Here is a 24,011-nt window from a genome sequence, read left to right as displayed (position 1 = left end):
CCGCGCCCGACCGTGTCGCAGCCGCTCGCGAGTTCGTCCTTGCCCGCCGGGTCGTCCGGCCCCGTTCCCACCGTTCGCCGGCGCCTCGCGGCGCTCCTCTACGAAGCGATGCTCCTGTTCGGCGTCGTATTCATCGCCGGCTATCTGTTCAGCACGCTGACGCAGCAGCGCAACGGCCTGGCCCACCACAATCTTCTCGCGGCATGGATCGGCCTCGTGGTCGGGCTGTACTTCGTCTGGTTCTGGACCCACAGCGGCCAGACGCTGCCGATGAAAACCTGGCGCCTGCGCGTCGTCGCCGCTAACGGCGCACCGCTTTCCACCGCACGCGCGATCGTCCGCTACCTGCTGGCGTGGCTGTGGTTCCTGCCGCCGCTCGCGCTGCATCCGCTGCTCGGGCTCCGCGTGCCGCAAACGCTGGCGGTCGCCGCGGTGTGGTTCGTCCTGTGGGCCGCCACCGGCCGCTTCGGTGCGCAGCGTCAATTCCTGCACGACCGCCTCGCCGGCACGCGTGTGATCAGCGTCGTGCGCTGAGCACGCGCCTCGCCTCGCTCCGCCACTCACACCACCTCCCCGCTCTCAGCGCGGTAATAAGAACTTCTCGTGACTGTCACGGCAGGGTCACGCGCAACTGGCGCAATACGGGCACCGCAACTCGACGCGTGAGCCATGGACCCCAAAACGTCCGCGACGTCCCTGTTCCGCCAGACCGGCCCGAGCGTCGACCCCGTCGCGTTCCGCCCGGAACCCAATCCCGGTCACGGCTTGCCGCTGCCCGTGGCGTCGCTGCCGCACGACGCGCATGCCGGCCATCACGATGAAGAGCACGCCGAGCCGCATCGTTACCGCACCATCTGGCTCTCCGACATCCACCTCGGCTCGAGCGGCTGCCAGGCGCCCTATCTGCTCGACTTTCTGCGCCATAACGAGTCGGAGTACCTGTACCTCGTCGGCGACATCATCGACGGCTGGCAGTTGAAGAAAGGCTGGTACTGGCCGCAGGCGCACAACGACGTCGTGCAGAAGGTGCTGCGCAAGGCGCGCAAGGGCACCCAGGTCATCTACGTGCCCGGCAATCACGACGAAGCCGCGCGCCAGTTCTGCGACCTCGCGTTCGGCGACATCCACGTGCGCGGCGAGGCGTTTCACACGACGCTCGCCGGCAAGCGCCTGTGGATCGTGCACGGCGATCTGTTCGACGGCGTGATCCAGCACGCCAAGTGGCTCGCGTATCTCGGCGACACGCTCTACACGATGATCCTGATCCTGAACCGCTGGTTCAACCGGATCCGCAGCCGGCTCGGTTTTCCGTACTGGTCGCTGTCGCAGTACCTGAAGCATCAGGTGAAGAACGCGGTGAATTTCATCTCGTCGTTCGAGCGGGTCATGACCGACGAAGCACGCCGCCGCGGCTGCGACGGCGTGGTCTGCGGACACATTCACAAGGCCGAGATACGCGACATCGACGGCGTGCTGTATTGCAACGACGGCGACTGGGTCGAAAGTCTGTCGGCGCTCGTCGAGACGTATGAAGGCGAACTCAAGGTGATCTACTGGACCGTGATGCGCGCGCCGGAAGTGCGCGCGCAAAAGGCCCAGGCGACCGCGTAGTCCCTCTTAACTTCCAAGGGCGCAAACCGATGAAGATCATGATCGTCACCGACGCATGGGAACCGCAGGTCAATGGCGTCGTGCGCACGCTGAAGAACACCACGCGCGAACTCAGCGCGCTCGGGCACCGCGTCGATCTGCTCACGCCGCTCGAATTCCGGACGATTCCGTGTCCGACCTATCCTGAGATTCGCCTCTCGCTGCTGCCGCGCCGCAAGGTTCGCCAGCGTATCGACGAATTCGCGCCCGACGCGCTGCACATCGCCACCGAAGGTCCGCTCGGCATGGCCGCACGCGCGTATGCGATCCAGCACAAGCTGCCGTTCACGACCGCTTATCACACGCGCTTTCCGGAGTACGTGCAGGCGCGCTTCGGCATTCCGCTCGCCGCGACCTACAAGTTCCTGCACTGGTTTCACAAGCCCTCGCTCGCCGTGATGGCGCCCACGCCCGTCGTGAAGCAGGACCTCGAGAAATTCGGCTTCACGAATGTCGTGCTGTGGACGCGCGGCGTCGATCTCGACATCTTCCACCCGATGGACTCGAAAGTGCTCAACACCGCGCGGCCGATCTTTCTGTATGTGGGACGCGTGGCGGTCGAGAAAAACGTCGAGGCGTTTCTGAAGCTCGATCTGCCCGGCTCGAAGTGGGTCGCCGGCGAAGGTCCCGCGCTCGCCGAACTGAAGTCGCGCTATCCGCAAGCGAATTATCTGGGCGTGCTGACGCAAGCCGAACTGGCCAAGGTGTACGCGGCCGCCGACGTGTTCGTGTTCCCGAGCCGCACCGACACCTTCGGGCTCGTGCTGCTCGAAGCGCTTGCATGCGGCACGCCGGTCGCGGCCTATCCGGTGACCGGTCCGATCGACGTGCTCGGCGACGGCGGCGCAGGCGCGATGCATCAAGACCTGCGCGAAGCCTGCCTCGAAGCGTTGAGGATCGACCGCAACCATGCGCGCGCGTGGGCCGAGCGCTTCTCGTGGGCGGCGGCGTCCGAGCAATTCGCGGCGCATCTCAAACCGCTGCCGCACGCGTCGTATCGCGAGGAAAGCGCCGCCGCGTGACGCGGCGCGCCGAGCCGCTCATGCGAGAAAGAAACGCTACCGTGACGCACGCGACGAACGGCGCGGCGCGCACCCCGCGCACCTCGCGCACAACCCGCTCCGTTCGCGCCACCGAGGCCGACGCCGCCAGCGTCGAACCGTTCGACGACGTGCGCGAGCGCGAGATGCCGCATCATGCGGGCGATGCGAACCATGCGCATGGCATCAATGGGATGAACTCGTCGAATGACAACCACGGCGACCCTCGCCACGAACCCCTCAGCCCCGACGATCCGCTCGCGCCGCTACCGTTCAACCCGTACAAGGGCAATCGCGGACTCACCCGCGCCTGGCACGCGATGAAAAACTCGCTGGCCGGGTTTCGCGTCGCCATCCGCGAGGAAAGCGCGTTTCGCCAGGAACTCACGCTTGCCGCGATCCTGATTCCATGCGGCGTGCTGGTTCCGGTGGAGCCGGTGGCGCGCGTCCTGCTGCTCGGCTCGGTGCTGCTGATGCTGATCGTCGAGTTGCTGAATTCGAGCGTCGAGGCGGCCATCGACCGCATCTCGCTGGAGCGCCACGAACTGTCGCGGCGCGCGAAGGATCTCGGCAGCGCCGCGGTGATGGTCGCGCTCGGCATGTGTCTGATGACCTGGCTGCTGATCGTCGGGCCGCTCGTCGTCGCGTGGGTCAAGGCGTGGCTGGCGGCATCGCCGTGAAAACCGCGGCATCCCTCGTGAATGCGCGCTGAAAACGCCCGAGGGAATGAAAACCCTGAGTGTCCGTTCGAGATAAGAACGGTCGGTTTATAATCGTCCGACAGTCCCACAAGAAAACGCTGGGCCGCTCCCTGGTTTTCTTGCCCCTTCGGGGAACCTGCCGCGCTGCGACGGGTTTCGGGGCGCTCAACGATACCAACCGCGTCCGGGTGGATCACGCAGCGGCGACATGCCGCCGCGCGCCTAGCCCGGCGTTACCAGGGCCGGACGATATGGAAGCCAAACCTCCCCGCCGCACCCGCGAACGGATTCTCGAACTGTCGTTGAAGCTGTTCAACGAAATCGGCGAACCGAACGTCACGACAACGACGATCGCCGAGGAAATGGAGATCAGCCCAGGCAACCTGTACTACCACTTCCGCAACAAAGACGACATCATCAACAGCATCTTCAGCCAGTTCGAGCAGGAGATCGAAAAGCGTCTGCGTTTTCCCGAAGACCATCGCGCGACCATCGACGAGATGTGGTCGTACTTGCAGTACATGGTCGATTTCACGTGGCGCTACCGCTTTTTGTATCGCGATCTGAACGACCTGCTGGCGCGCAACCGCACGCTCGAAACGCACTTCAAGCAGATCATCAGCCACAAGGTGCGCTTTGCGAGCCAGTTCTGCGAGCAGCTCGTGGCCGACGGCGAAATGGTCGCCACGCCGCAAGAGCTGCACGTCATCGCCACGAACATCGGCGTGATCGCCACGTACTGGCTGTCGTACCAGTTCGTGATGAACCCGCGCAAATACAACGAGCAGGAAACGATTCGCGCGGAACTGCATCAGGTGAGCGTGCAGATCGTGTCGCTGATGGCGCCTTACCTGCGTGGCCGCTCGCGGCAGATTTTCGACGACCTCGTGTCGGGCAAGCTGCCCAAGCGCGAGTTTTACGACTACCTGCCGCCCAAGGAAGGCGCCGCGCCCCGCAACGAACCGAAGGACGTTTAAGCATGAAGTCGGTGTGTGTGTATTGCGGCTCCGCCAATGGAGCCAAACCGTTGTATGCCCAGGCCGCGCGCGCATTCGGCCGCGCGCTGGTGCAGGCCGATCTGGCGCTGGTCTACGGCGGCGGCAAGGTCGGCCTGATGGGCGTGATCGCCGACACGGTGATGGCCGAAGGCGGCCGCGCGATCGGCGTGATTCCCGAACTGCTGGTCAACAAGGAAGTCGGCCATGACGGCCTGACCGAACTGCATGTCGTGCCGGACATGCATCAGCGCAAGAAGATGATGGCCGACCTGTCCGATGCGTTCGTCGCGATGCCGGGCGGCGCGGGCACGCTCGAAGAACTGTTCGAGGTCTATACGTGGGCGCAGCTCGGCTATCACCAGAAGCCGGTCGCGCTGCTGAATATCGACGGCTTCTACGATCCGTTGATCAATCTGCTCCAGCACACGGTCGACGAGGGCTTCATGCGGCAGACCTACTTCGACATCCTGCAAATGGATGCCGATCCCGCCGCGCTGATCGGCAAGCTGCAACGCTATCAGCCGCCCGCCAGCGACAAATGGGCGATCAACCGCGACGCGGTTTGAGGCGCGCGCGCTGCGCTCTTCGAGCGCGGGCGCACGGAATCTTCACCGCGCTTTCCGCGCAGACCCGAGAACGATGAGGTTGCAATGACGAAAGCCGTCCTGATCACCGGTGGCAGCCGCGGCATTGGCCGCGCGAGCGCGCGCTTGCTGGGTGCGCGCGGCTGGTCCGTTGGCGTGAACTACGCGCAAAATCTCGCGGCCGCGCGGGAAACCGTCGCCGAAGTCGAACGCGCCGGCGGTCGCGCGTTGGCGATCGCCGGCGACGTCGCCAACGAAGCCGACGTGATCGCGATGTTCGACGCGCTCCAGCAGAAGTTCGGCCGGCTCGACGCGCTCGTCAACAACGCGGGCATCGTCGCGCCTTCGATGCCGCTCGCGGACATGGACCTCGCGCGCCTGAAGCGCATGTTCGACGTCAACGTGCTCGGCGCGTATCTTTGCGCGCGCGAAGCCGCGCGGCGCATGTCGAAGAATCGCGGCGGCGCGGGCGGCGTGATCGTCAATGTGTCGTCGGCGGCGTCGCGTTTGGGCTCGCCGAACGAATACGTCGATTACGCCGGTTCAAAAGGCGCCGTCGACACGATGACGATCGGCCTCGCCAAGGAACTCGGCCCGCAAGGCGTGCGCGTGAACGCGGTGCGCCCAGGCCTGATCGACACCGAGATTCACGCGAGCGGCGGCAAGCCCGAGCGCGCCGCGCAGCTCGGCGCCACGACACCCTTGGGTCGCCCCGGCACGGCTGATGAAGTGGCCGAGACCATCGTCTGGTTGCTGAGCGACGCCGCCTCCTACGTAACCGGCGCGTTGCTCGACGTCTCCGGCGGACGCTGAGCGCGGCGCGCTTTTTTTCCTCGCGCGGCACGCGATCGCACGCGGCCGCCTTTCTCTCCACGCGCCCCTTTCCCTTGATCCGGCAGGGACGCGGCACGATGCGTCCACTTCGCCCAATCCCTCGGTCTTGCTGTAATCGGTCGTAAGGATCGGAGACTACAATCGCAGCGAATCTCCGCGAATCGCCTGCAACCGCACGCGACGCGGAGCGAGAACATAAGTACGCGGCCCATGCCGCCGCGTGCGGCGACCAGAGACTTCCATGCGAGAAAACCCGTCCGCGCCGGCGAACGCCGTCACGCCCGCCGATCCGGCACATCCAGCCGACCGCTCCACCCGTGGCATCAGGCGCATGCGCGCGCTCGCCGCCGTCCGTCCGCTGATGTGGCTCGCCGCCCTCGCGATCCTCTGCACATGGCTTTTGCCGGGCACCTTGGGACACGAGCCGTGGAAGCAGGACGAGACCTACACGTTCGGCATCGTCCAGCACATGCTCGAGACCGGCGATCTGGTCGTGCCGACCAACGCCGGCCAACCCTTCGTCGAAAAGCCGCCGATCTACGATTGGGTCGCCGCCGGGCTTGCGTGGATGTTTGGCCGCTACCTGCCCTTGCACGATGCGGCGCGCCTCGCGAGCGCGCTGTTCGCCGGACTGACCGTCTACTACACGGCGCGCGTCGCCCGCCGCGCGGTGGCCGCATCGAGTTGGCTCGACGTGCGCGTGATCGGCACGCTCGCGCTGTTCGCGGGCACGCTCGTCGTCGTCAAGCACGTGCACGACATGATGACCGACGTCGCGTTGATGGCCGGCGCCGCGCTCGGCTTTTGCGGACTATTCGAACTGGTGCTCGTCTATTTGCGCGACGATGCGCGTGCGCCGCCGCTCGACCCAAGCCGCCGGCGCCACGCGATACTCAGCGGCGCCGCGATGTTCGGCGCGGGTGTAGGCGTCTCTTTTCTGGCCAAAGGTCTGTTCGTGCCGCTCGTGTTCGGGGCGACCATCCTCGCGGTACTGGCCTTGTATCCGGCGTGCCGCACGCGCGGCTTCGCAGGGGCGCTCGGACTCGCCGCGTTAGTCTGCGCGCCGTTCGCGCTGATCTGGCCGATCTGCTTCTACCTGCGCTCCGACACGCTCTTCAAGCTCTGGCTGTGGGACAACAACATCGGCCGCTTCTTCGGCTTTTCGGTCGCCGAACTCGGCTCCGAAAACGAAAGCCGTCTGTTCGTGCTGCGCACCGTGCTGAGCGTCGGCTTTCCCGTGGTGCCGCTTGCGCTCGCCGCGCTTGCCGGCGGCGCGTGGCGGCGCTGGCGCGATCCACGCGTGGCGCTGCCGATGATCTTCGCGGGCTCCGGCTTCGCGGTGCTGCAAAGCTCGGCGACGGTCCGCGAGCTGTACATTCTGCCGTTCATCGCGCCGCTCGCGCTGCTGGCGATGCAGGGCGTCGAACGGCTTCCGCGCCGTCTGCATGCAAGCTGGGATATGGCAAGCCGCGTACTGTTCGGCAGCACGGCCGCGCTGGCTTGGATCATCTGGTCGATCATGAGCAACCCGGCGAGCACGCATGCGTCGCTACATCGGCTTGGCCGCTGGTTGCCGCTCGATTGGGTGCTGCCAGTCAAAGCGGGGTTGATCGCGGCCGCGTTGCTGATGACGTTCGGCTGGCTGTGGCTGCTGCCGGTTTTCAAGTACACCGGCAAATGGCGCGGCGTGCTGAGTTGGTGCGCGGGCGCAATGCTCGCGTGGGGGCTGGTGAGCACGCTGCTGCTGCCGTGGCTGGACTACGCGAAGAGCTATCGCTCGGTGTTCGAAAGCCTCGGCGCGAAGATCAAGGTCGAATGGAACGATGGCGACTGCATGGCCAGCACGGGGCTGGGCGAATCGGAGGCGCCGATGCTGTACTACTACACGGGCATCGAGCATCAACCGACCGCGAACGCCGCAACCACCGAGTGCACCTGGCTGATCGACCAGAGCCGCCGTGACCGCACGCGCGCGCCAGCGGGCGAGTGGCGCCTGTTCTGGTCGGGCGCGCGTCCGGGCGACACGGATGAATCATTGCGGGTGTTCGTGCGGGCGCCGGCCGGCGCCGCAAACGCGCGCAGCGAATAAAGCGTCGCGGCGTCTAGAACGACGAGCCGGGTTCGCGCAGAAAGGCGTTTTCTTCATCCGTCGAAGCACGCCCCAGCAATCCGTTGCGATGCGGAAAGCGCCCGAAACGCTCGATGACCTTCGCGTGCCGCACCGCGAACGAGTAGTAGGACGCGCCGCCCGGCTCCGCTTCCAGCGCCTTGAACAGACGCAGCGATTCCTGCTGGCTGGCGAGTGTTTCGTCGTGTTCGAACGGCAGATAAGCGAACGCCCGATGATGCGCGGTAGGCAATAACCGATCGGCTCCGCTTGCGATCATCTGCTGCGCCGTGTGCAAGGCCTTTTGATCGGCGGCGAATGCGCGCGGGGTGTTGCGGTGGCAATTGCGCGAGAACTGATCGAGCACGACGATGAGCGCCAACGCACCGAGCGGCGTTTCCTTCCAGTGGTCGAGCGAACCTTCGCGCGCCGCGTCGATGAGCGTGCCGAAGCGTTCCAGCAGCATCGCGTCGAAGGCCTTGTCGCGTGAGAACCAGAGCTTGCGCGCCACCCCGAAATCCGGCGCATCCGGCGTACCGAACCAGCAATCGAGCACGGCGCGCGCCTCGGGAGTCAGCGCGGCGTAGTCCGCCGAAGCCGTGTAGGGCGGCGGGTTCAAATCCAACCGGTTAGCCATTGCGATTGCGCATCCAGTCAGCGGTCTCGAAGAACGACGCAAGCAGACGCTCCCGCAGCGGCTCGGAGAGCCCGACGTCTTCCATCGCCCACGCCATGCACCGCAACCATTGATCGCGCTCGCTCGAAGCAATCGCGAACGGCAAGTGCCGCGCGCGCAAACGCGGATGACCGAAGCGGCTGATGTAATGATCAGGCCCACCCATCCAGCCGCACAAAAACCAGAACAGCTTGTCGCGCGAGCCGTCGAGCGACTCGGGATGCAAGGCCCGAATCCCGGCGAACTCCGCTTCGAGATCCATCAAGTCGTAAAACCGGTCGACCAGTTCGCGCACGCGCGCTTCGCCGCCGACCAACTCGAAGGCCGTCGGCTGCGCCGCGGACACTTCGTCATCCAGATCGCTCATACCTGCTCACATCAAAAAGAAAAATCACGCGTCCCGCAGCGATTGCAACGCGGGCCGCGCCAGCACATGCCGCAAGCTCAGCCAGCCGCCGAGACCCGCGCACGCGACGCCGGCCACGATGCCCGCCGGCAGCAGCCACGGATTGAAGCTCAGATAAAACTCGAACACGCGGGTCGCCAACACCCAGCCGATGGCCTGTGCGCCGAGCGCCGCCATCAACCCGGCAAGCGTCCCCACCGCGACGAATTCCGCGACCTGCACCGCGCGCACCTGGCGATGCGACGCTCCCAGCGCGCGCAGCAGCGCGGATTCTCGCATGCGCTCATCGCGCGTGCCGGCGAGCGCGGCGTAGAGCACCAGCACGCCCGCCGCGAGGGTGAACGCGAACAGGAACTGCACCGCGCCGATCACCTGCTGCAACACGCGCTGCACCTGCGCGAGAATCGGCGCGGTGTCGATCGCCGTGAGGTTCGGATAGGCGGCGATCAGGCCGTCGATGGTCGACTGTTTGTCACGCGGCAGATGGAAGCTCGTAATGAACGTCGCGGGGAAATCCTGCAAGGCGACGGGCGGCATCAATACGAAGAAGTTGACCTTGAACGAACCCCAGTCGAGCTTGCGCACGCTCGTCACCGGCGCATCGATCTGCAAGCCCGTCACGTCGAAGCGCAGCACGTCGCCGGGCTTCACGTCGATCACCTTCGCGAGCCCCTGCTCGATCGAGATCTGTGGGGTTGTGCTGTCGCCATACCACGTGCCCGCCGCGAGCCGGTTGTCGTCGGGCAATTCGGTCGTGTACGACAGATTGAACTCGCGATCGACCAGGCGCCTCGCATCCTCGGTCTTGAACGAATCGGGATTCACCGGCTTGCCGTTGATCGCGATCAGCCGCCCGCGCACCATCGGCGAGAGCACCGTGCCGGGCAGGCCATGCGTGTCCAGGTATTGCGTGACGGCTTCGCGCTGATCGGGCTGGATGTCGATGATGAATTCGTTCGGCGCATCGGGCGGCGTCGATTTGCGCCAGCCGGCCACCAGATCGTCGCGCGTCATCGCAATCAGCAACAGGCACATCAGGCCGATGCCGAGCGCCGTGATCTGCAGCGCGCTCGCGCCGCTGCGCCGCTCCAGCGACGCCAGCGCATAGCGCCAGCCGATCCCCGCATTCACGCGCTCGCTGCGCACGACGCGCGCGGCGCCCCACAGCGCGACTCGCGCGATGCACGCGAACACCAGCAGACCGCCCGCGAAGCCGCCCGCGACGATCCCGCCGAGTTTCAATTCGCCCGCCGCGACGATCAGCAACGCGGCGAACAGCACGATGCCGAGCGCGTAGGCGGCCCATGCGGTGCGGCCCGCCTCGCCCCATTCGCGGCGCAACACGCGCACCGGCGGCACGCGCGTGAGCGGCAACAGCGGCGGCAGCGCGAAGCCGAGCAGCAGCACGAGGCCGGTGGCGATGCCTTGCAGCGCGGGCCACGCAGTCGGATAAGGCAAGGCGACGTCGATCAGACTGCCGAGCCATGTCAGCAGCGCGAGATGCCCGAGGTAGCCGAGCGCCACGCCGAGCGCGCCGCCGATCAGGCCGATGCCGACGAATTCGAGCGTGAAGAGCGCGCGCAGCGTGGCCTGGCTCGCGCCGAGGCAGCGCATCGCCGCGCAGCCGTCCAGATGCCGGCGCATGTACCGATGCGCGGCCATCGCGATCGCCACCGCCGCGAGCAACGCGGTGAGCAGCGACACGAGCGTGAGGAAGTGGCCCGCGCGGTCGAGCGTCTGACGCACTTGCGGCTGGCCGTCCTGCAACGATTCCAGCGCGACGCCGCGCATCTTGCCGCCGTCCACGCGGCCATGCGCGAACTGCGCGAAACGCGCGACCGCATCGTCCGCGCCCGCCACCAGCAGTCTGTGCGTCACGCGGCTGCCGAAGGCGATGAGTCCCGTCGATTGAAGTTCGTCGGCGCGCAGCATCAAGCGCGGCGAGAAGTTGACGAACGAAAAGCCGCGGTCGAGTTCGCGGGTGATCAGCGCGCCGATCGTGAAGCCGCGCTTGCCGACCTTCACCGTGTCGCCGACCCGCAGCTTGAGCGCATCGAGCAGCGCCTGATCGACCCACACGGTGCCCGGCGGCGGAATCGATTGCGCCGGATGGTCAGCCGCACCCGGCGCCGAGGCGATCCGCAATGCGCCGCGCAGCGGATAACCCGGCGACACCGCCTTGACGGCGGCGAGCCGCGAGGCCGGCTGCGCGCCGGTCGAATTGATCATGCTGGGAAAGATCGCCGTGGTGGCGGTGTTCAGGCCGAGCGCCCTGGCTTTTTCGGCGAATTGCGGATCGACCGGATGATCGGCGCGCACGATGAAATCGGCGGCGATCATGCGCCGCGCGTCGCGCTCGAGTCCCTGATGCAGACGGTCAGCCAGAAAGCCGACACTCGATAGAGCCGCGACGGCCAGCACCAGCGCCAGCAGCAGCATCGTCAGTTCGCCCGCGCGCCAGTCGCGCGCCGTCATGCGGATGGCCTGGCGCAACAGATCCATACCGCCGAAGCGGCGCGCCGTGCCCGCGGTCCCCGTCGCTGCAGACGCGGCGCGCGCCGCCGCGGTCCTTACCGTATCGCTCAATCGTGCCTGCTCCTCGCCAAACGCGACACCATATGCGTCGCCATGCCGCGAAAACCGCCCTGCACGCCGCGCCAAAGCCGCGGCAACGCCCAGCCGGCCAGGATGATGAAGCCCACCATCAACACCAGAAACACGAGCGGCACGAACAGCGCGAGCAGCATGCCGCCGAACACGAGCCCGTCTTCAGCGGTGGAGGTCACGATATTCGACACCGGTTCCGGCGACAGATTGATCAGCGCGCGCGTGCCCGCTTTCGCCAGATGCGCGCTGCCGGCCAGCGTGCCGCCAGCGAGCGCGGCGACCGTCAGCAGCGCAGGATCGGCATGACCGAGCGCGCCGGCCGCCAGCATGGCGCCGGCCGGAATGCGGATAAACGTATGGATCGCGTCCCACAACGAATCGAACGCGGGAATCTTGTCGGCGAGAAATTCGGTGAGCGTCAGCACCCCGGCCACGCCGATCACCCACGGCGAGGACAGCGCGGACAGCGTATCGGGTAGATGGATGAGGCCGAGGCGGGCGAACACGCCGGCCAGCAGGACCGTCAGATAGAGGCGCAGGCCGCTGCCCCACGAGAGGCCCGCCGCAAGCGAAAGTGATTCAAGCATGGCCGCCTCCGGGCGCGCTGTGCGTGCCGGGCGCTTCGGCGAGCATGGCGGAACGAGCCGCCGCGCCGAAGTCGTCAGACCCGCGCCAAGCCGGCCGCGCCCCGTAGGCCGCGGGCAACATTCAGTTTGGATTCAGTCTCATTATAGCCACGTTAATTCGCAGAACGCAGAGCGGCGAACAAATGGCGCAATCCGGCGGGACACAGGCGGCGCGGGCACGGGTGCGCCGCACGAATCGGGGAATGAAGCGGCAATGAAGCGAAGCGGCCAATGAGCGGCCAATGAGGCTCAATGCCCTGACGAGAGCTTCAACCCGATCAGTCCGACCACGATCAGCGCCGCGCTGGCCACGCGCGCGACGCTCAACGCCTCGCCCATCATCACGATGCCGAAGATGAATGCGCCGACCGCGCCGATGCCCGTCCAGACGGCGTAGGCCGTGCCGAGCGGCAACTGGCGCATTGCCAGGGCGAGCAGCACGAAGCTGCCGAGCGCGGTCACGATCGTGAACACGGACGGCCAGAGGCGGGTGAAACCTTCGGAACTCTTGAGGCCGGCCGCCCAGGCGACTTCGAGCAAACCGGCGATCAACAGAAGAATCCAGGACATGAGACAGCTCGTTGGTCAGATGGGGCCGTCCCCGTTTGTGAATGTGCGTAAGGTCGTCCTTACGGTCCGTAATTCTAGCAAACGGGGCGCGATGCCGTCGCGACCCGCGTCCGTCGGTCAGACCGTGCCGACCAGCCGGTAGCCAACCCCCGTTTCCGTGACGATATGCTCCGGCTGCGCCGGGTCGCGCTCCAGCTTGCCGCGCAGATGCGCCATGTAGATGCGCAAATAGTGATGGCTCTCCACATGCGACGGCCCCCACACGTCGCGCAACAGTTGCCGGTGCGTGAGCACGCGGCCGGCGTGGCGCACCAGCGTCGCGAGCAGGCGGTATTCGATCGGCGTGAGATGAACGGCGACGCCGTCGCGGCTCACTTGCCGCAAGGCCAGATCGACGGTGACCGCGCCGAAGCGCACCAGCGGCGACTCGTTCGCGCCGCCGTGATTGCGCCGCCGCATCTGCGCCCGAATCCGCGCGAGCAATTCGGACACGCCGAACGGCTTGGTGAGATAGTCGTCCGCGCCGGCGTCGAGCGCGGCGACTTTTTCGCTCTCCTGGGTGCGCGCCGACAGCACGATCACCGGCAGTTCGCTCCAGCCGCGCAGTTCGCGGATCACGTCGAGGCCGTCCGTGTCGGGCAGGCCGAGATCGACGATCACCAGATCGGGCTTGCGCGTCGCGGCCTCCACGAGACCCTGCTTGCCGGTTTCGGCGTCGTGCACGACGATGCCCTCGCCCTCCAGCGCGCTGCGCACGAAACGGCGAATCTGCTTTTCGTCTTCGATCAGGACGACGGTGATGCCGGGGTCACTCATGGGTAGGTTTGGAATGCGGGTGAAGTGTCGGGTCGTCGTGGCCAAGCGGATCGGCGAGAGGACCGGCGAAGCGATCGGCTCTTTCGTCATTCAGCGGATCGGCGCCCTCATCGTCCAGCACGTCCAGCGCGTCGGGCGCGTCGGGCGGCGTTTCCACCGGCAGCGTGAACCAGAAGCGCGCGCCTTCCACGCGGCCCTCCGCCGACATCCGGTTGAGCGCGCCGATTGTACCGCCGTGCGCTTCGACGATCGCGCGGCAGATCGCGAGGCCGAGGCCGATGCCCGGCTTGGCCGACTCCTTCTCGCCGCGCGTAAACTTCTCGAACACGCGCGCTTCCATGCCGGCGGGCAGGCCCGGTCCGTTATCGTCGACGGTGACGCGCACGAACGATTGGCCGTCCGCGTCGAGACGCTGCGCGCCGATCGTCAACGGCGTGTGCGGCGGGGTGTATTTCGCCGCGTTCTCGAACAGGTTCGAGAACAGCCGCTCCATCAGCACGGCGTCGAGATGCAGCAGCGGCAAATCCGCGGCCAGTTTGACCTGCACGGGATGTTCGGCCAGCACGCGTTTGCACGCCCGCAGCGCGGCGCCCACGGTTTCCTCGAGCAGCGTCCACTGCTGATTCAATTGCAGGCTGCCGGCCTGCAAGCGGGCCATGTCGAGCAGATTCGTGACGATGCCGGTCATGCGCAGCGCTTCCTCGTGGATCGCTTCGACGAGATCGTCGTCGGGCCGGGCGCCGGCCCTGGTGTCGGCGCCGGTGTCGGCGTGGGCGTCAGCACGCGTGTCGCGCGATTGCGCGAGCATCGACGAGAACCCGACGATGGTCGTCAACGGCGTGCGCAGATCGTGCGAGATCGCCGACAGCAGCGAATTGCGCAAGCGCTCCGATTCCATGTTGACGAGCGCGTCGCGCGCGATATCCACGTAATGCACGCGTTCCAGCGCCAGCGCGATCTGCGCGGCGAACGCGTCGAGCATGCGCTGCTGCTCGGGCACGTTCAGCTCGCGCTCGTCGCGCAACGCGACGGCGAGCACGCCGCGCGTGCGCATCGGCGCCTTCAGCGGCAGGTACAGCGCGGCGGCGGCCGGCAGCGTGTCGGTGCCATGCCCGGCCGGCTTCTGCTGATCGTAGACCCACTGGCCGACGTCGCTATCGAGCATCTCGCCGTCGAGCAGCATCGCCGCGTCGGGGTCCTCGATCTTCTGCTTCACTTTATCGGCGCTGTCCGGCAACAGCATCGCGACGCGCGCGCCGAACACCTCGCTCACATGCCGGCTGCCGATCTCGACGATCTGCTCAGTGGTGAGCGCCGCGGCCAGTTCGCGCGCCATCGCGTACATCGCGCCGGTGCGCTGCTCGCGGCGGCGCGCGACGCTCGCCTCGCGGCGCAGGCTCGACGTGAGATGGCTGATGACGAGCGACGTGAGCAGCATGCCGAAGAACGTCAGCAGATACTGCGTATCGGAAACCGACAGCGACATGCGCGGCGGCACGAAGAAGAAATCGAACGCGGCCACGCTCATGAACGACTGCATCACGCCCGGCCCGCGTCCGAGCTTCACCGCCGTGAAGATCACGCCGAGCAGGTACAGCATGACGAGGTTCGTCAGATCGATATGGCCGCTCAACTGGCTCGACAGGAGCGTGATGGCCGCGCAGATCGCCAGCGCGAAACCATAGGCGCGCGGCGGCGAGCGGCGTTCGCGCGCCGCGCTCAACGCATCGCGCCACGCGTTCGCGGTGGTGGTGAGCAGGCGGCGCTGCTCGCCGCCGTCGCGTTCGGACGACGCGCGGATCAGCGTGAGATCGAGTTCGCCCGCGTGCTCGGCGATGCGCTCGCCGAACGGCCGGCGCAATCGGCGCAGCCAGCCCGCGCGGACCGACGCGCCCGCCACCAGCTTCGACACGTTGCGAGCCTGCGCATAGCCGATCAGCGCGGTGGCCGCGTCGGCGGCCGCGAGCGTCGCGGTTTCGGCGCCGAGTTCGGCCGCGAGCTTGAGCGCGTTGAGCGTGCGTTCGCGGCGCGCGTCGGGCAGGCGCTGCAGCGCGGGCGTTTCCACATAGACCGCGATCCAGTCGGCCTTGAGACTGGCGGCGAGGCGCGCCGCCGCCCGCACCAGCATCGGCGCTTCGGGGCCCGGCCCGACGCAAACCAGCAAGCGCTCGCGCGCCTGCCAGATGCGCTCGATCGACCGGTCGGCGCGATATTCCCGCATCTGCGCGTCCACGCGATCCGCGGTGCGGCGCAGCGCCAGCTCGCGCAGCGCGATCAGATTGCCCTTGCGAAAGAAGTTGCGCACCGCGCGCTCGGCCTGCTGCGGCAAATACACCTTGCCGTCGCGCATGCGGTCGAGCAGTTCCTCGGCGGGCAAGTCGACCAGCGTGACTTCGTCGGCGCGATCGAACACGCGGTCGGGCACCGTCTCCCAGACACGGATGCCGGTGATCTGGCCGATCACGTCGTTCAGGCTTTCGAGGTGCTGCACGTTGACCGTCGTGTAGACGTCGATGCCCGCATCGAGCAGTTCGTACACGTCCTGCCAACGCTTCAGATGCCGCGCGCCCCGCACGTTCGAATGCGCGAGTTCGTCGACGAGTATCAGTTGCGGCTTGCGCGCAAGCGCGGCGTCGAGATCGAACTCGCCGAGCGTGCGGCCGCGATAGTCGATCTGCGCGAGCGGCAGCACGTCGAGCCCCGCGAGCAGCGCGGCGGTTTCGCCACGGCCATGCGTTTCGGCGATGCCCACCACCACGTCCGCGCCTTCATCGTGACGGCGGCGCGCGGCCTGCAACATCGCATAGGTCTTGCCGACGCCCGCCGACGCGCCGAAAAAAATCTTCAGCTTGCCGCGCTGACGTTTTTCTTCGTCGCGTTGCAGCTTGTCGAGCAGTTCGTCAGGATCGGGGCGGTTCATGCTCAATGGTTTTCATAGTTGGGCGAGCGGCGGTGTGTGCATGGTGGCACGGCGGCGAGCCGGCCGCAAATGGCGATACACGGCGATACACGGCGACACCCGGCGGCATGACAACGTCGCGATGCGGGCGATGCAAAAAACAAAGGCGGGCGCGTGAGCCGCCGCCTTCGGGCATCGCTTGCGTTCAACCGCGCTTCATCTCGTCCAACGCCAGGTTCAGTTGCAGCACGTTCACGCGCGGCTCGCCAAAAATGCCGAACTGACGACCGCTCGTATAACGATCCACTAGCGCCTGCACGTCGTTCGCCGCGAGCTTGCGCGCCTTCGCCACGCGCTCGATCTGGTAAGCCGCCGCAGCCGGGCTGATCTCGGGATCGAGACCGCTGCCCGAGGACGTCACCAGATCGACCGGCACCGGCCTGGACAGATCGGTGCCGGCGGCCTGCAACGCGTCGATGCGGCCTTTCACTTCATCGATCAGCGCCGGGTTGGTCGGCCCGAGGTTGGAGCCGCCCGAGCCTTGCGCGTTGTAAGGCATCGGGCTGGTGGCCGAGAGCCGGCCCCAGAAGTATTGCGGCGCATCGAACTGCTGGCCCATCAGCTTCGAGCCGACCACCTTGCCGTCCTGTTCGAGCAGGCTGCCGTTGGCCTGAGCGTGGAAGAACGTCTGACCGACGGCGGTGATCAACGCGGGATAAGCGAGTCCGGTGAGCGCGGCGAGCACCGCGAAGATCACGATCAGCGGACGGAACAGATTTTTCATGATTGGCAATTCCTCTTAAACCCAGCCGAACGCGGCCAGCACCATATCGATCAGCTTGATGCCGATGAACGGCACGATGATCCCGCCCAGGCCATAAATCAGCAGATTGCGGCGCAGCAGGATCGCCGCGCCGAGCGCGCGGTAACGCACGCCCTTGAGCGCCAGCGGAATCAGCAGCACGATGATCAGCGCGTTGAAAATCACCGCCGACATGATCGCCGAGGCGGGCGTCGCCAGATGCATCACGTTCAGCGCGTTGAGCGCCGGATAGGTCGTGGCGAACGCGGCCGGAATGATGGCGAAGTACTTGGCGATGTCGTTGGCGATCGAGAACGTGGTGAGCGACCCGCGCGTCATCAGCATCTGCTTGCCGATCTCCACGATCTCGATCAGCTTGGTCGGATTCGAATCGAGGTCGACCATGTTGCCGGCTTCCTTCGCGGCCTGCGTGCCGGTGTTCATCGCCACCGCGACGTCGGCTTGCGCGAGCGCCGGGGCGTCGTTGGTGCCGTCGCCGGTCATCGCCACGAGGCGCCCTTCGGCCTGGTGCCCGCGGATCGTCGCGAGCTTCGCTTCCGGCGTGGCTTCGGCGAGGAAATCGTCGACGCCCGCTTCGGCGGCGATCGCCGCCGCGGTCAGGCGGTTGTCGCCCGTCACCATGATGGTCTTGATGCCCATCTTGCGCAGTTCGGCGAAGCGCTCCTTGATGCCGCCCTTCACCACGTCCTTCAGTTCGATCACGCCGAGCACGCGCGCGCCCTGCTCGCCTTTCTCGGCGACCACGAGCGGCGTGCTGCCGCGGCGCGCGACGTCGGCCACCGCGTTGCCGACTTCGTTCGGGAAACGGCCGCCGTTCGCCTCCACGTAGAGCTTCACGGCATCGGCCGCGCCCTTGCGGATTTCGCGGTCAACGAGATCGACGCCGCTCATCCGCGTTTGCGCGGTGAACGCGAGAAACACCGCGTGCAGCGAAGCCATGTCGCGTTGGCGGATGTTGAAACGCTGCTTCGCCAACACGACGATGCTGCGGCCCTCCGGCGTTTCATCCGCGAGCGACGAAAGCTGCGCGGCGTCCGCGAGCGCTTCCTCGGTGAAACCGGGCGCGGGCACGAACTGCGAGGCCTGGCGATTACCGAGCGTGATCGTGCCGGTCTTGTCGAGCAGCAGCACGTCGACGTCGCCGGCCGCTTCCACCGCGCGGCCCGAGGTGGCGATCACGTTCGCCTGCATCATCCGGCTCATGCCGGCCACGCCGATGGCCGACAACAGCCCGCCGATGGTGGTCGGAATCAGACACACGAGCAGCGCGACGAGCGCCGTGATCGTCACCACGTGACCCGAGGAATTGCCCAGATGCGCGGCCTCGACGGAGAACATCGAGAACGGCAGCAGCGTGGCGGTGGCGAGCAGCATCACGATCGTCAGCGCGACCAGCAGGATGGTCAGCGCGATTTCGTTCGGCGTCTTCTGACGCTTCGCGCCCTCGACCATCGCGATCATGCGGTCGAGGAACGCCTCGCCCGGATTCGCGGTGACGCGCACCACGATCCAGTCCGACAGCACGCGCGTGCCGCCCGTCACCGACGAAAAATCGCCGCCCGACTCGCGGATCACCGGCGCGGATTCGCCGGTGATCGCCGATTCGTCCACCGACGCGACGCCGTCCACCACTTCGCCGTCGGCCGGAATCACGTCGCCGGTTTCGACCAGCACGACGTCGCCCTTGCGCAGATCGGAGGCGGTCACGATGCGGATCGGCGACTTCGGATGCGGCTCGTTGAGCTTCTTCGCCATCACGTCTTTCTTCGCGCTGCGCAGCGACGCGGCCTGGGCCTTCGAACGGCCTTCGGCGAGCGCCTCCGCGAAGTTGGCGAACAGCACCGTGAACCACAGCCACAACGTGACCGCGAGAATGAAGCCCGCGGGCGCCTCGGCCTGGCCGCCGAGCGCGGCGAGCCACAGAATGGTCGTCAGAATGCTGCCGACGTACACGCAGAACATCACCGGATTGCGGAACTGCGTGCGCGGCGTGAGCTTCCTGAAGGAGTCCACGATCGCCGGGCGCAACAGCGCCGGGTCGAACATGGACCGCGTTGAGTTATGTTCAGTCATTGAATCCTCGAATTTCCCGTTGGCGCGTCGCTTTTCGATCACTTGTCGTCATTACCGGGCTCAATGCGCGCCCATCATCATCAGATGTTCGACGCCAGGTCCGAGCGCGAGCGCGGGCACATAGGTCAGCGCGCCGACCAGCAGCACCGTGCCGAGCAACAGCACGACGAAGAGCGGACCATGCGTGGGCAAGGTGCCGCCCGTCACGCCGATGCGCTTCTTCGCGGCGAGCGAGCCGGCGATCGCCAGCACCGGCACGATCGTGCCGAAGCGGCCGAACCACATCGCGATGGCGGTGAGCCAGTTGTAGAACGGCGTGCCCACGGTGAGGCCCGCGAACGCGCTGCCGTTGTTGTTGGCGGCCGAGCTGAACGCGTAGAGGATCTCGGAGAAACCATGCGCGCCGGGGTTCAGAATGCCCGCCTTGCCCGCGTCGCTCAGCACCGCGATCGAGGTGCCGACGAGCACCAGCAGCGGCGTGAGCAGCACGACGATCGACACCATCTTCATCTCGTAGGCCTCGATCTTCTTGCCGACGTATTCGGGCGTGCGGCCGATCATCAGGCCCGCCACGAACACCGCCAGCAGCGCGAACACGAGCATCCCGTACATGCCGGAACCCACGCCGCCGAAGATCACTTCGCCGAGTTGCATCAGCAGCATCGGATAGAGGCCGCCGATCGGCGTCAGCGAGTCGTGTGTATTGGCGACCGCGCCGCACGAAGCCGCGGTCGTCGCCACCGTGAAGATGCCCGATTGCGCGATGCCGAAACGCGTTTCCTTGCCTTCGGCGTTACCGCCCGACTGCAACGCGCTCGCCGACTGATCGACGTGCAACGCGGCGAGCGCCGGATTGCCGCTCTGCTCCGCGCCGATCTCGCCGAACACGCAGACGCCGAAACCGATCGCCATCGCCGCGAGCACGGCCACACCCTGTCTGCGGTCGCCGATCATGCGGCCGAACAGCAGCGCCAGGCCGGCGGGGATGATCAGGATCGAGAAGATCTGCAGGAAGTTCGAGAACGGCGTGGGGTTTTCGAACGGATGCGCGGAGTTGCCGTTGAAGAAGCCGCCGCCGTTGGTGCCGATCATCTTGATCGCTTCCTGCGAGGCGACCGGACCCATCGCGATGGTCTGCGTCTTGACCGGCGTATCGACGGTGAGCGGGTTGCCCTTCGCGTCCTTCATCGGGTTGCCCTGGGCGTCGAGGCGGGGCGCGGCGTAGCTCGTGGTTTGCAGCGTCGGCACGTCCTCGTAGGCCTTGAAGTTCTGGATCACGCCCTGGCTCATCAGCAGCGTCGCGAGGATCAGCGACATCGGCAGCAACACGTAAAGCGTCACGCGTGTCAGGTCGACCCAGAAGTTGCCGATGGTTTGCGCGCTGTGACGCGCGAAGCCGCGAATCAGCGCGATCACCACCACGATGCCGGTGGCCGCGGAGAAAAAGTTCTGCACGGTCAGGCCGAGCATCTGCGTCAGATAGCCGACGGTTTGTTCCGGCGTGTAGTCCTGCCAGTTCGTGTTGGTGACGAAGCTGATCGCGGTGTTGAACGCGCCGTCGACCGTCATCGGGCCGAACTGCTGCGGGTTGCCCGGCAGCCAGGCTGGCACGCGCAGCAGCGCGTACAGGAACGCGACGCCGAGCACGTTGAACGCGATCGTGGCGATCGCGTAGTGCTTCCAGCTCATTTCCGTCGACGGATCGACGCCCGCGAGGCGATACAGCAGGCGCTCGATCGGCGCGCCGATGCGAAGCACACGCGAGATGCCGTTGGGCTTGCCGTTGGAATTGCCGTCCGGGTTCGCGTTCGGGTTCGCGTTCATCACGGCGCTCAGATAGCGCGACATCGGCACCGCGGCCGCCAGCAGCACGACGATGAAAAACCCGGCCTGCAGGACATTGTTCGAGTTCATTCAATGTCCTCCGCGCGCAGAAGCGCATAGACCAGGTAAATAAACAGCAGCGCGGTGGCCGCGCCCGACAACCAGAGCATCCAGTTCATGACCGCGCTCCCTGTCCACGACGGAACTGCATCAACTTCTCGCAGCCCCCGATCAATGCAAAGGTCAGCGTGGCGAACAGCGCCAGGCCCCCGACATACAGCACATCCATTTTTATTCCCCATTCACGGACTTCGGATGGACGCAACGTTATGCCGAAGCGCGTAAAGGGCCGGTCAAAGATGGCGTGGCGCGTATAAAAATCGCGTAAACGGAAAAGGCCGTTCCATCGTGGATGGAACGGCCTTTCAAACGCTGGGGTTGGTTTGGCGCGTGTTACGGCAGCAGAATAGTCGAACCCGTGGTGCGGCGCCCTTCGAGATCGGCGTGCGCGCGGCCGACGTCCGTCAGCGCGTAACGCTGATTGATGCTCGTCTTGACCTTGCCCGACACCAGCACGTCGAACAGCTCGGCCGACATCGCCTCGTAATCGCTGCGCTTCGCGATATAGGAAAAGAGCGTCGGGCGCGTGAAGAACAGCGAGCCGCGTCCGGCGAATTCCGATGAATCGATCGGCGGCAACGGTCCCGAGGCATTGCCGAAGCTCACGAACATGCCGAGCGGCGCGAGGCAGTCGAGCGAAGCCGTAAACGTGTCCTTGCCGATGGAGTCGTACACCACCGGCACGCCCGCGCCGTTGGTGATCTCGCGCACCCGCTTCGTGAAGTTCTCGCGCGTGTAGACGATCGCGTGATCGCAGCCGTGCGCCTTCGCGATCCCGGCTTTTTCATCGGAGCCCACGGTGCCGATCACCGTCGCGCCGAGCGCCTTCGCCCACTGGCAAACCAGCAGGCCGACGCCGCCCGCCGCGGCCTGGATCAGGATCGTGTCGCCGGCTTTCACCGGGTAGGTCCGGCGCAGCAGATATTGCGCGGTCAAGCCTTGCAGCATCACCGAGGCCGCCTGCTCGTCGCTCAATGCGTCGGGCAGCTTGATCACCTGCGCCGCCGACAGCACGCGCTCCTGCGCGTAGGCGCCGGGCGGCCGCGCGACGTAGGCGACGCGATCGCCCGCTTTCAGACCGCTCACGCCCGAGCCGACCGCGGTCACTTCACCGGCCGCCTCCATGCCGAGACCGCCGGGCAGCGGCAACGGATACAGACCCGTGCGGAAATACACGTCGATGTAGTTCAGCCCGACCGCCGTCTGCCTGATGCGGATCTCGCCCGCGCCCGGCTCGCCCACTTCCACGTCGACCCATTTCATCACCTCGGGGCCGCCGGTTTTATCGAATCGGATTGCTTTGCTCATCATGTCTCCTGGATGTGTGGTCTGGTTCGGCCTGAATCGGCATTGCGCAAGCGCGCGTTCTCATACCTGCTGCGTCAGGCGCAAGGTCAGCACGTCGAGAATCATGCGCGCGGTCGAAATATTGGTCGCGCAGGGAATGTTGTGCACGTCGCACGCGCGCACCAGCGCGTTGATGTCGGGCTCGTGCGGTTGCGGCGTCATCGGATCGCGCAGAAAGATCACCATGTTCACGCGCCCTTCCGCGAGTTGCGCGCCGATCTGCAGATCGCCGCCATTCGGGCCCGACAACATGCGCTCGACCGTCAGGCCGTGCGCCTCGGCGATGCGCGAGCCGGTCGTGCCGGTCGCGATGATGTCGCAGCGCGCGAGCGTATCGACGTATTCGCCGGCCAGCTTGACGATGTCGTCCTTTTTGTGATCGTGCGCGATCAGCGCAATGCGGGTGGTCATGACGTAAGACTCCAGAAACCGTGGTGGTTGTCGTTGTTGTAGTGAGCGTGAGGGTGAGCGTAAGGCCGCCGCCGCGGAACGCGCCGGTTAGAACGTGCCCGGATACGCGCCGCCGTCGATCAGCCAGTTTTGCCCGGTGATGTAGCCCGCATGCACGCTGCACAGGAACGCGCAGGCGCGGCCGAATTCATCGCGATTGCCGAAACGGCCGGCGGGGATCGTTTTCATGCGCTGCCGGCGCGCTTCCTCGACGGAGATGTTTTGCGCCCTGGCTTGCGCATCGAACGTGACGGCGATGCGGTCGGTGTCGAACAGACCGGGCAGCAGGTTGTTGATCGTGACGCCGGTGGGCGCCACCTTGCGCGCGAGTCCGGCGACGAAGCCGGTCAGCCCCGAGCGCGCGCCGTTCGACAAACCCAGCACGTCGATCGGCGCCTTCACCGCCGAACTCGTGATGTTGACGATGCGCCCATAACCGCGCGCGCTCATCGAGTCGATGGTCGCGCGGATCAGTTCGATCGGCGTGAGCATGTTGCTCTCCAGCGCGCGGATCCAGTCGTCGTGCGAGAAGTCGCGGAAGTCGCCCGGCGGCGGCCCGCCCGCGTTGTTGACGAGGATGTCCGGTTGCGGGCAGACGGCGAGCGCCGCGGCGCGGCCTTCGGGCGTGGTGATGTCGCACGCCACCGTTTTCACTTCCACGCCGCTTTGCCGGCGAATCTCGGCGGCGGTCGCCTCCAGCGTCTCGGCGGTGCGCGCGACGATCGTCAGCTTGACGCCCTCGGCGGCGAGCGCTTCCGCGCAGCCGCGCCCGAGTCCCTTGCTGGCCGCGCAAACCAGCGCGGTGCGTCCTGCGATTCCCATGTCCATGTGTGTTTCCTTGTGGCGATGTTCTGGCGCGA

General features: G+C 66.3%; 23 protein-coding genes. 8 read left to right on the top strand and 15 right to left on the bottom strand.

Annotation, left to right across the window (positions count from 1 at the left end; all coding sequences use genetic code 11):
• Positions 1-12: 12 nt before the first annotated feature.
• The 8 genes from CUJ90_RS05115 to CUJ90_RS05080 all read left to right on the top strand — a co-directional run bounded on the left by CUJ90_RS05115 (position 13) and on the right by CUJ90_RS05080 (position 7,896).
• Complete coding sequence (locus CUJ90_RS05115; protein WP_114162134.1) at positions 13-534, top strand: RDD family protein; 522 nt, start codon at positions 13-15, stop codon at positions 532-534.
• A 135-nt stretch (positions 535-669) separates the two neighbouring features.
• Positions 670-1,611, top strand: a complete 942-nt coding sequence (locus CUJ90_RS05110; protein ID WP_083085187.1) for a UDP-2,3-diacylglucosamine diphosphatase — start codon at positions 670-672, stop codon at positions 1,609-1,611.
• 29 nt (positions 1,612-1,640) lie between these two features.
• Positions 1,641-2,672 carry a glycosyltransferase family 4 protein gene (locus tag CUJ90_RS05105; RefSeq protein ID WP_114162133.1) on the top strand — a complete coding sequence of 344 codons (1,032 nt, stop codon included), beginning with the start codon at positions 1,641-1,643 and terminating at the stop codon, positions 2,670-2,672.
• Positions 2,673-2,692: 20 nt separating this feature from the next.
• Positions 2,693-3,370: a diacylglycerol kinase gene (locus CUJ90_RS05100; protein ID WP_114163444.1), complete on the top strand. Its 678-nt coding sequence runs from the start codon at positions 2,693-2,695 to the stop codon at positions 3,368-3,370.
• Between the two features lie 272 nt (positions 3,371-3,642).
• Complete coding sequence (locus CUJ90_RS05095; RefSeq protein ID WP_073429555.1) at positions 3,643-4,368, top strand: TetR/AcrR family transcriptional regulator; 726 nt, start codon at positions 3,643-3,645, stop codon at positions 4,366-4,368.
• Positions 4,369-4,370: 2 nt separating this feature from the next.
• The gene (locus CUJ90_RS05090) at positions 4,371-4,955 is read left to right on the top strand and encodes an LOG family protein (protein ID WP_073429554.1); all 585 of its coding nucleotides are present in this window, start codon (positions 4,371-4,373) and stop codon (positions 4,953-4,955) included.
• 84 nt (positions 4,956-5,039) lie between these two features.
• On the top strand, positions 5,040-5,786 hold the full coding sequence (locus CUJ90_RS05085) for an SDR family oxidoreductase (RefSeq protein WP_114162132.1): 747 nt from the start codon (positions 5,040-5,042) through the stop codon (positions 5,784-5,786).
• 262 nt (positions 5,787-6,048) lie between these two features.
• Positions 6,049-7,896: an ArnT family glycosyltransferase gene (locus CUJ90_RS05080; protein WP_114162131.1), complete on the top strand. Its 1,848-nt coding sequence runs from the start codon at positions 6,049-6,051 to the stop codon at positions 7,894-7,896.
• A gap of 13 nt (positions 7,897-7,909) precedes the next feature.
• Here the strand turns inward: CUJ90_RS05080 and CUJ90_RS05075 are convergent, their stop codons facing one another.
• From CUJ90_RS05075 to CUJ90_RS05005, 15 genes are all read right to left on the bottom strand, one after another.
• Positions 7,910-8,551, bottom strand: coding sequence for a DUF924 family protein (locus tag CUJ90_RS05075; RefSeq protein WP_114162130.1), 642 nt, complete (start codon positions 8,549-8,551; stop codon positions 7,910-7,912).
• Positions 8,544-8,957: a group II truncated hemoglobin gene (locus CUJ90_RS05070; protein WP_083085194.1), complete on the bottom strand. Its 414-nt coding sequence runs from the start codon at positions 8,955-8,957 to the stop codon at positions 8,544-8,546. Before CUJ90_RS05070 ends, CUJ90_RS05075 begins: the two co-directional genes overlap by 8 nt.
• 24 nt (positions 8,958-8,981) lie before the next feature.
• Positions 8,982-11,471: an ABC transporter permease gene (locus CUJ90_RS05065; RefSeq protein WP_114163443.1), complete on the bottom strand. Its 2,490-nt coding sequence runs from the start codon at positions 11,469-11,471 to the stop codon at positions 8,982-8,984.
• Positions 11,472-11,578: 107 nt separating this feature from the next.
• Positions 11,579-12,190: a DUF4126 domain-containing protein gene (locus CUJ90_RS05060; protein WP_073429548.1), complete on the bottom strand. Its 612-nt coding sequence runs from the start codon at positions 12,188-12,190 to the stop codon at positions 11,579-11,581.
• Between the two features lie 288 nt (positions 12,191-12,478).
• Positions 12,479-12,799, bottom strand: coding sequence for a quaternary ammonium compound efflux SMR transporter SugE (gene sugE / locus CUJ90_RS05055; protein WP_073429547.1), 321 nt, complete (start codon positions 12,797-12,799; stop codon positions 12,479-12,481).
• Between the two features lie 117 nt (positions 12,800-12,916).
• On the bottom strand, positions 12,917-13,615 hold the full coding sequence (gene kdpE / locus CUJ90_RS05050; protein WP_073429546.1) for a two-component system response regulator KdpE: 699 nt from the start codon (positions 13,613-13,615) through the stop codon (positions 12,917-12,919).
• A complete protein-coding gene (locus CUJ90_RS05045) occupies positions 13,608-16,535 on the bottom strand; it encodes a DUF4118 domain-containing protein (protein ID WP_244219974.1) in 2,928 nt (975 codons plus the stop codon). Before CUJ90_RS05045 ends, kdpE begins: the two co-directional genes overlap by 8 nt.
• Before the next feature lie 184 nt (positions 16,536-16,719).
• Positions 16,720-17,298 (bottom strand): potassium-transporting ATPase subunit KdpC, encoded by a 579-nt coding sequence (gene kdpC, locus CUJ90_RS05040; protein ID WP_114162129.1) that lies wholly within the window; start codon positions 17,296-17,298, stop codon positions 16,720-16,722.
• Positions 17,299-17,313: 15 nt separating this feature from the next.
• On the bottom strand, positions 17,314-19,410 hold the full coding sequence (gene kdpB / locus CUJ90_RS05035) for a potassium-transporting ATPase subunit KdpB (RefSeq protein ID WP_073429593.1): 2,097 nt from the start codon (positions 19,408-19,410) through the stop codon (positions 17,314-17,316).
• A gap of 60 nt (positions 19,411-19,470) precedes the next feature.
• Entirely contained in the window at positions 19,471-21,324 is a 1,854-nt protein-coding gene (kdpA, locus tag CUJ90_RS05030) for a potassium-transporting ATPase subunit KdpA (RefSeq protein ID WP_073429543.1), read from the bottom strand.
• Complete coding sequence (gene kdpF / locus CUJ90_RS05025) at positions 21,321-21,413, bottom strand: K(+)-transporting ATPase subunit F (RefSeq protein ID WP_073429542.1); 93 nt, start codon at positions 21,411-21,413, stop codon at positions 21,321-21,323. The genes kdpA and kdpF overlap by 4 nt, the downstream gene beginning before the upstream one ends.
• The gene (locus CUJ90_RS33150) at positions 21,410-21,523 is read right to left on the bottom strand and encodes a potassium ABC transporter ATPase (RefSeq protein WP_114162128.1); all 114 of its coding nucleotides are present in this window, start codon (positions 21,521-21,523) and stop codon (positions 21,410-21,412) included. The genes kdpF and CUJ90_RS33150 overlap by 4 nt, the downstream gene beginning before the upstream one ends.
• Positions 21,524-21,687: 164 nt before the next feature.
• A complete protein-coding gene (locus CUJ90_RS05015) occupies positions 21,688-22,662 on the bottom strand; it encodes a quinone oxidoreductase family protein (protein WP_114163442.1) in 975 nt (324 codons plus the stop codon).
• Positions 22,663-22,722: 60 nt separating this feature from the next.
• Entirely contained in the window at positions 22,723-23,112 is a 390-nt protein-coding gene (locus CUJ90_RS05010; RefSeq protein WP_114162127.1) for a methylglyoxal synthase, read from the bottom strand.
• 87 nt (positions 23,113-23,199) lie between these two features.
• The gene (locus CUJ90_RS05005) at positions 23,200-23,979 is read right to left on the bottom strand and encodes an SDR family oxidoreductase (RefSeq protein ID WP_114162126.1); all 780 of its coding nucleotides are present in this window, start codon (positions 23,977-23,979) and stop codon (positions 23,200-23,202) included.
• Positions 23,980-24,011 lie beyond the last annotated feature (32 nt).

The organism is Paraburkholderia terricola (genome assembly GCF_003330825.1).
Classification (GTDB): Bacteria; Pseudomonadota; Gammaproteobacteria; order Burkholderiales; family Burkholderiaceae; genus Paraburkholderia; species Paraburkholderia terricola.
Note: the sequence above shows the minus strand (reverse complement) of the source record. Positions and strands in the feature narration are given on the sequence as shown.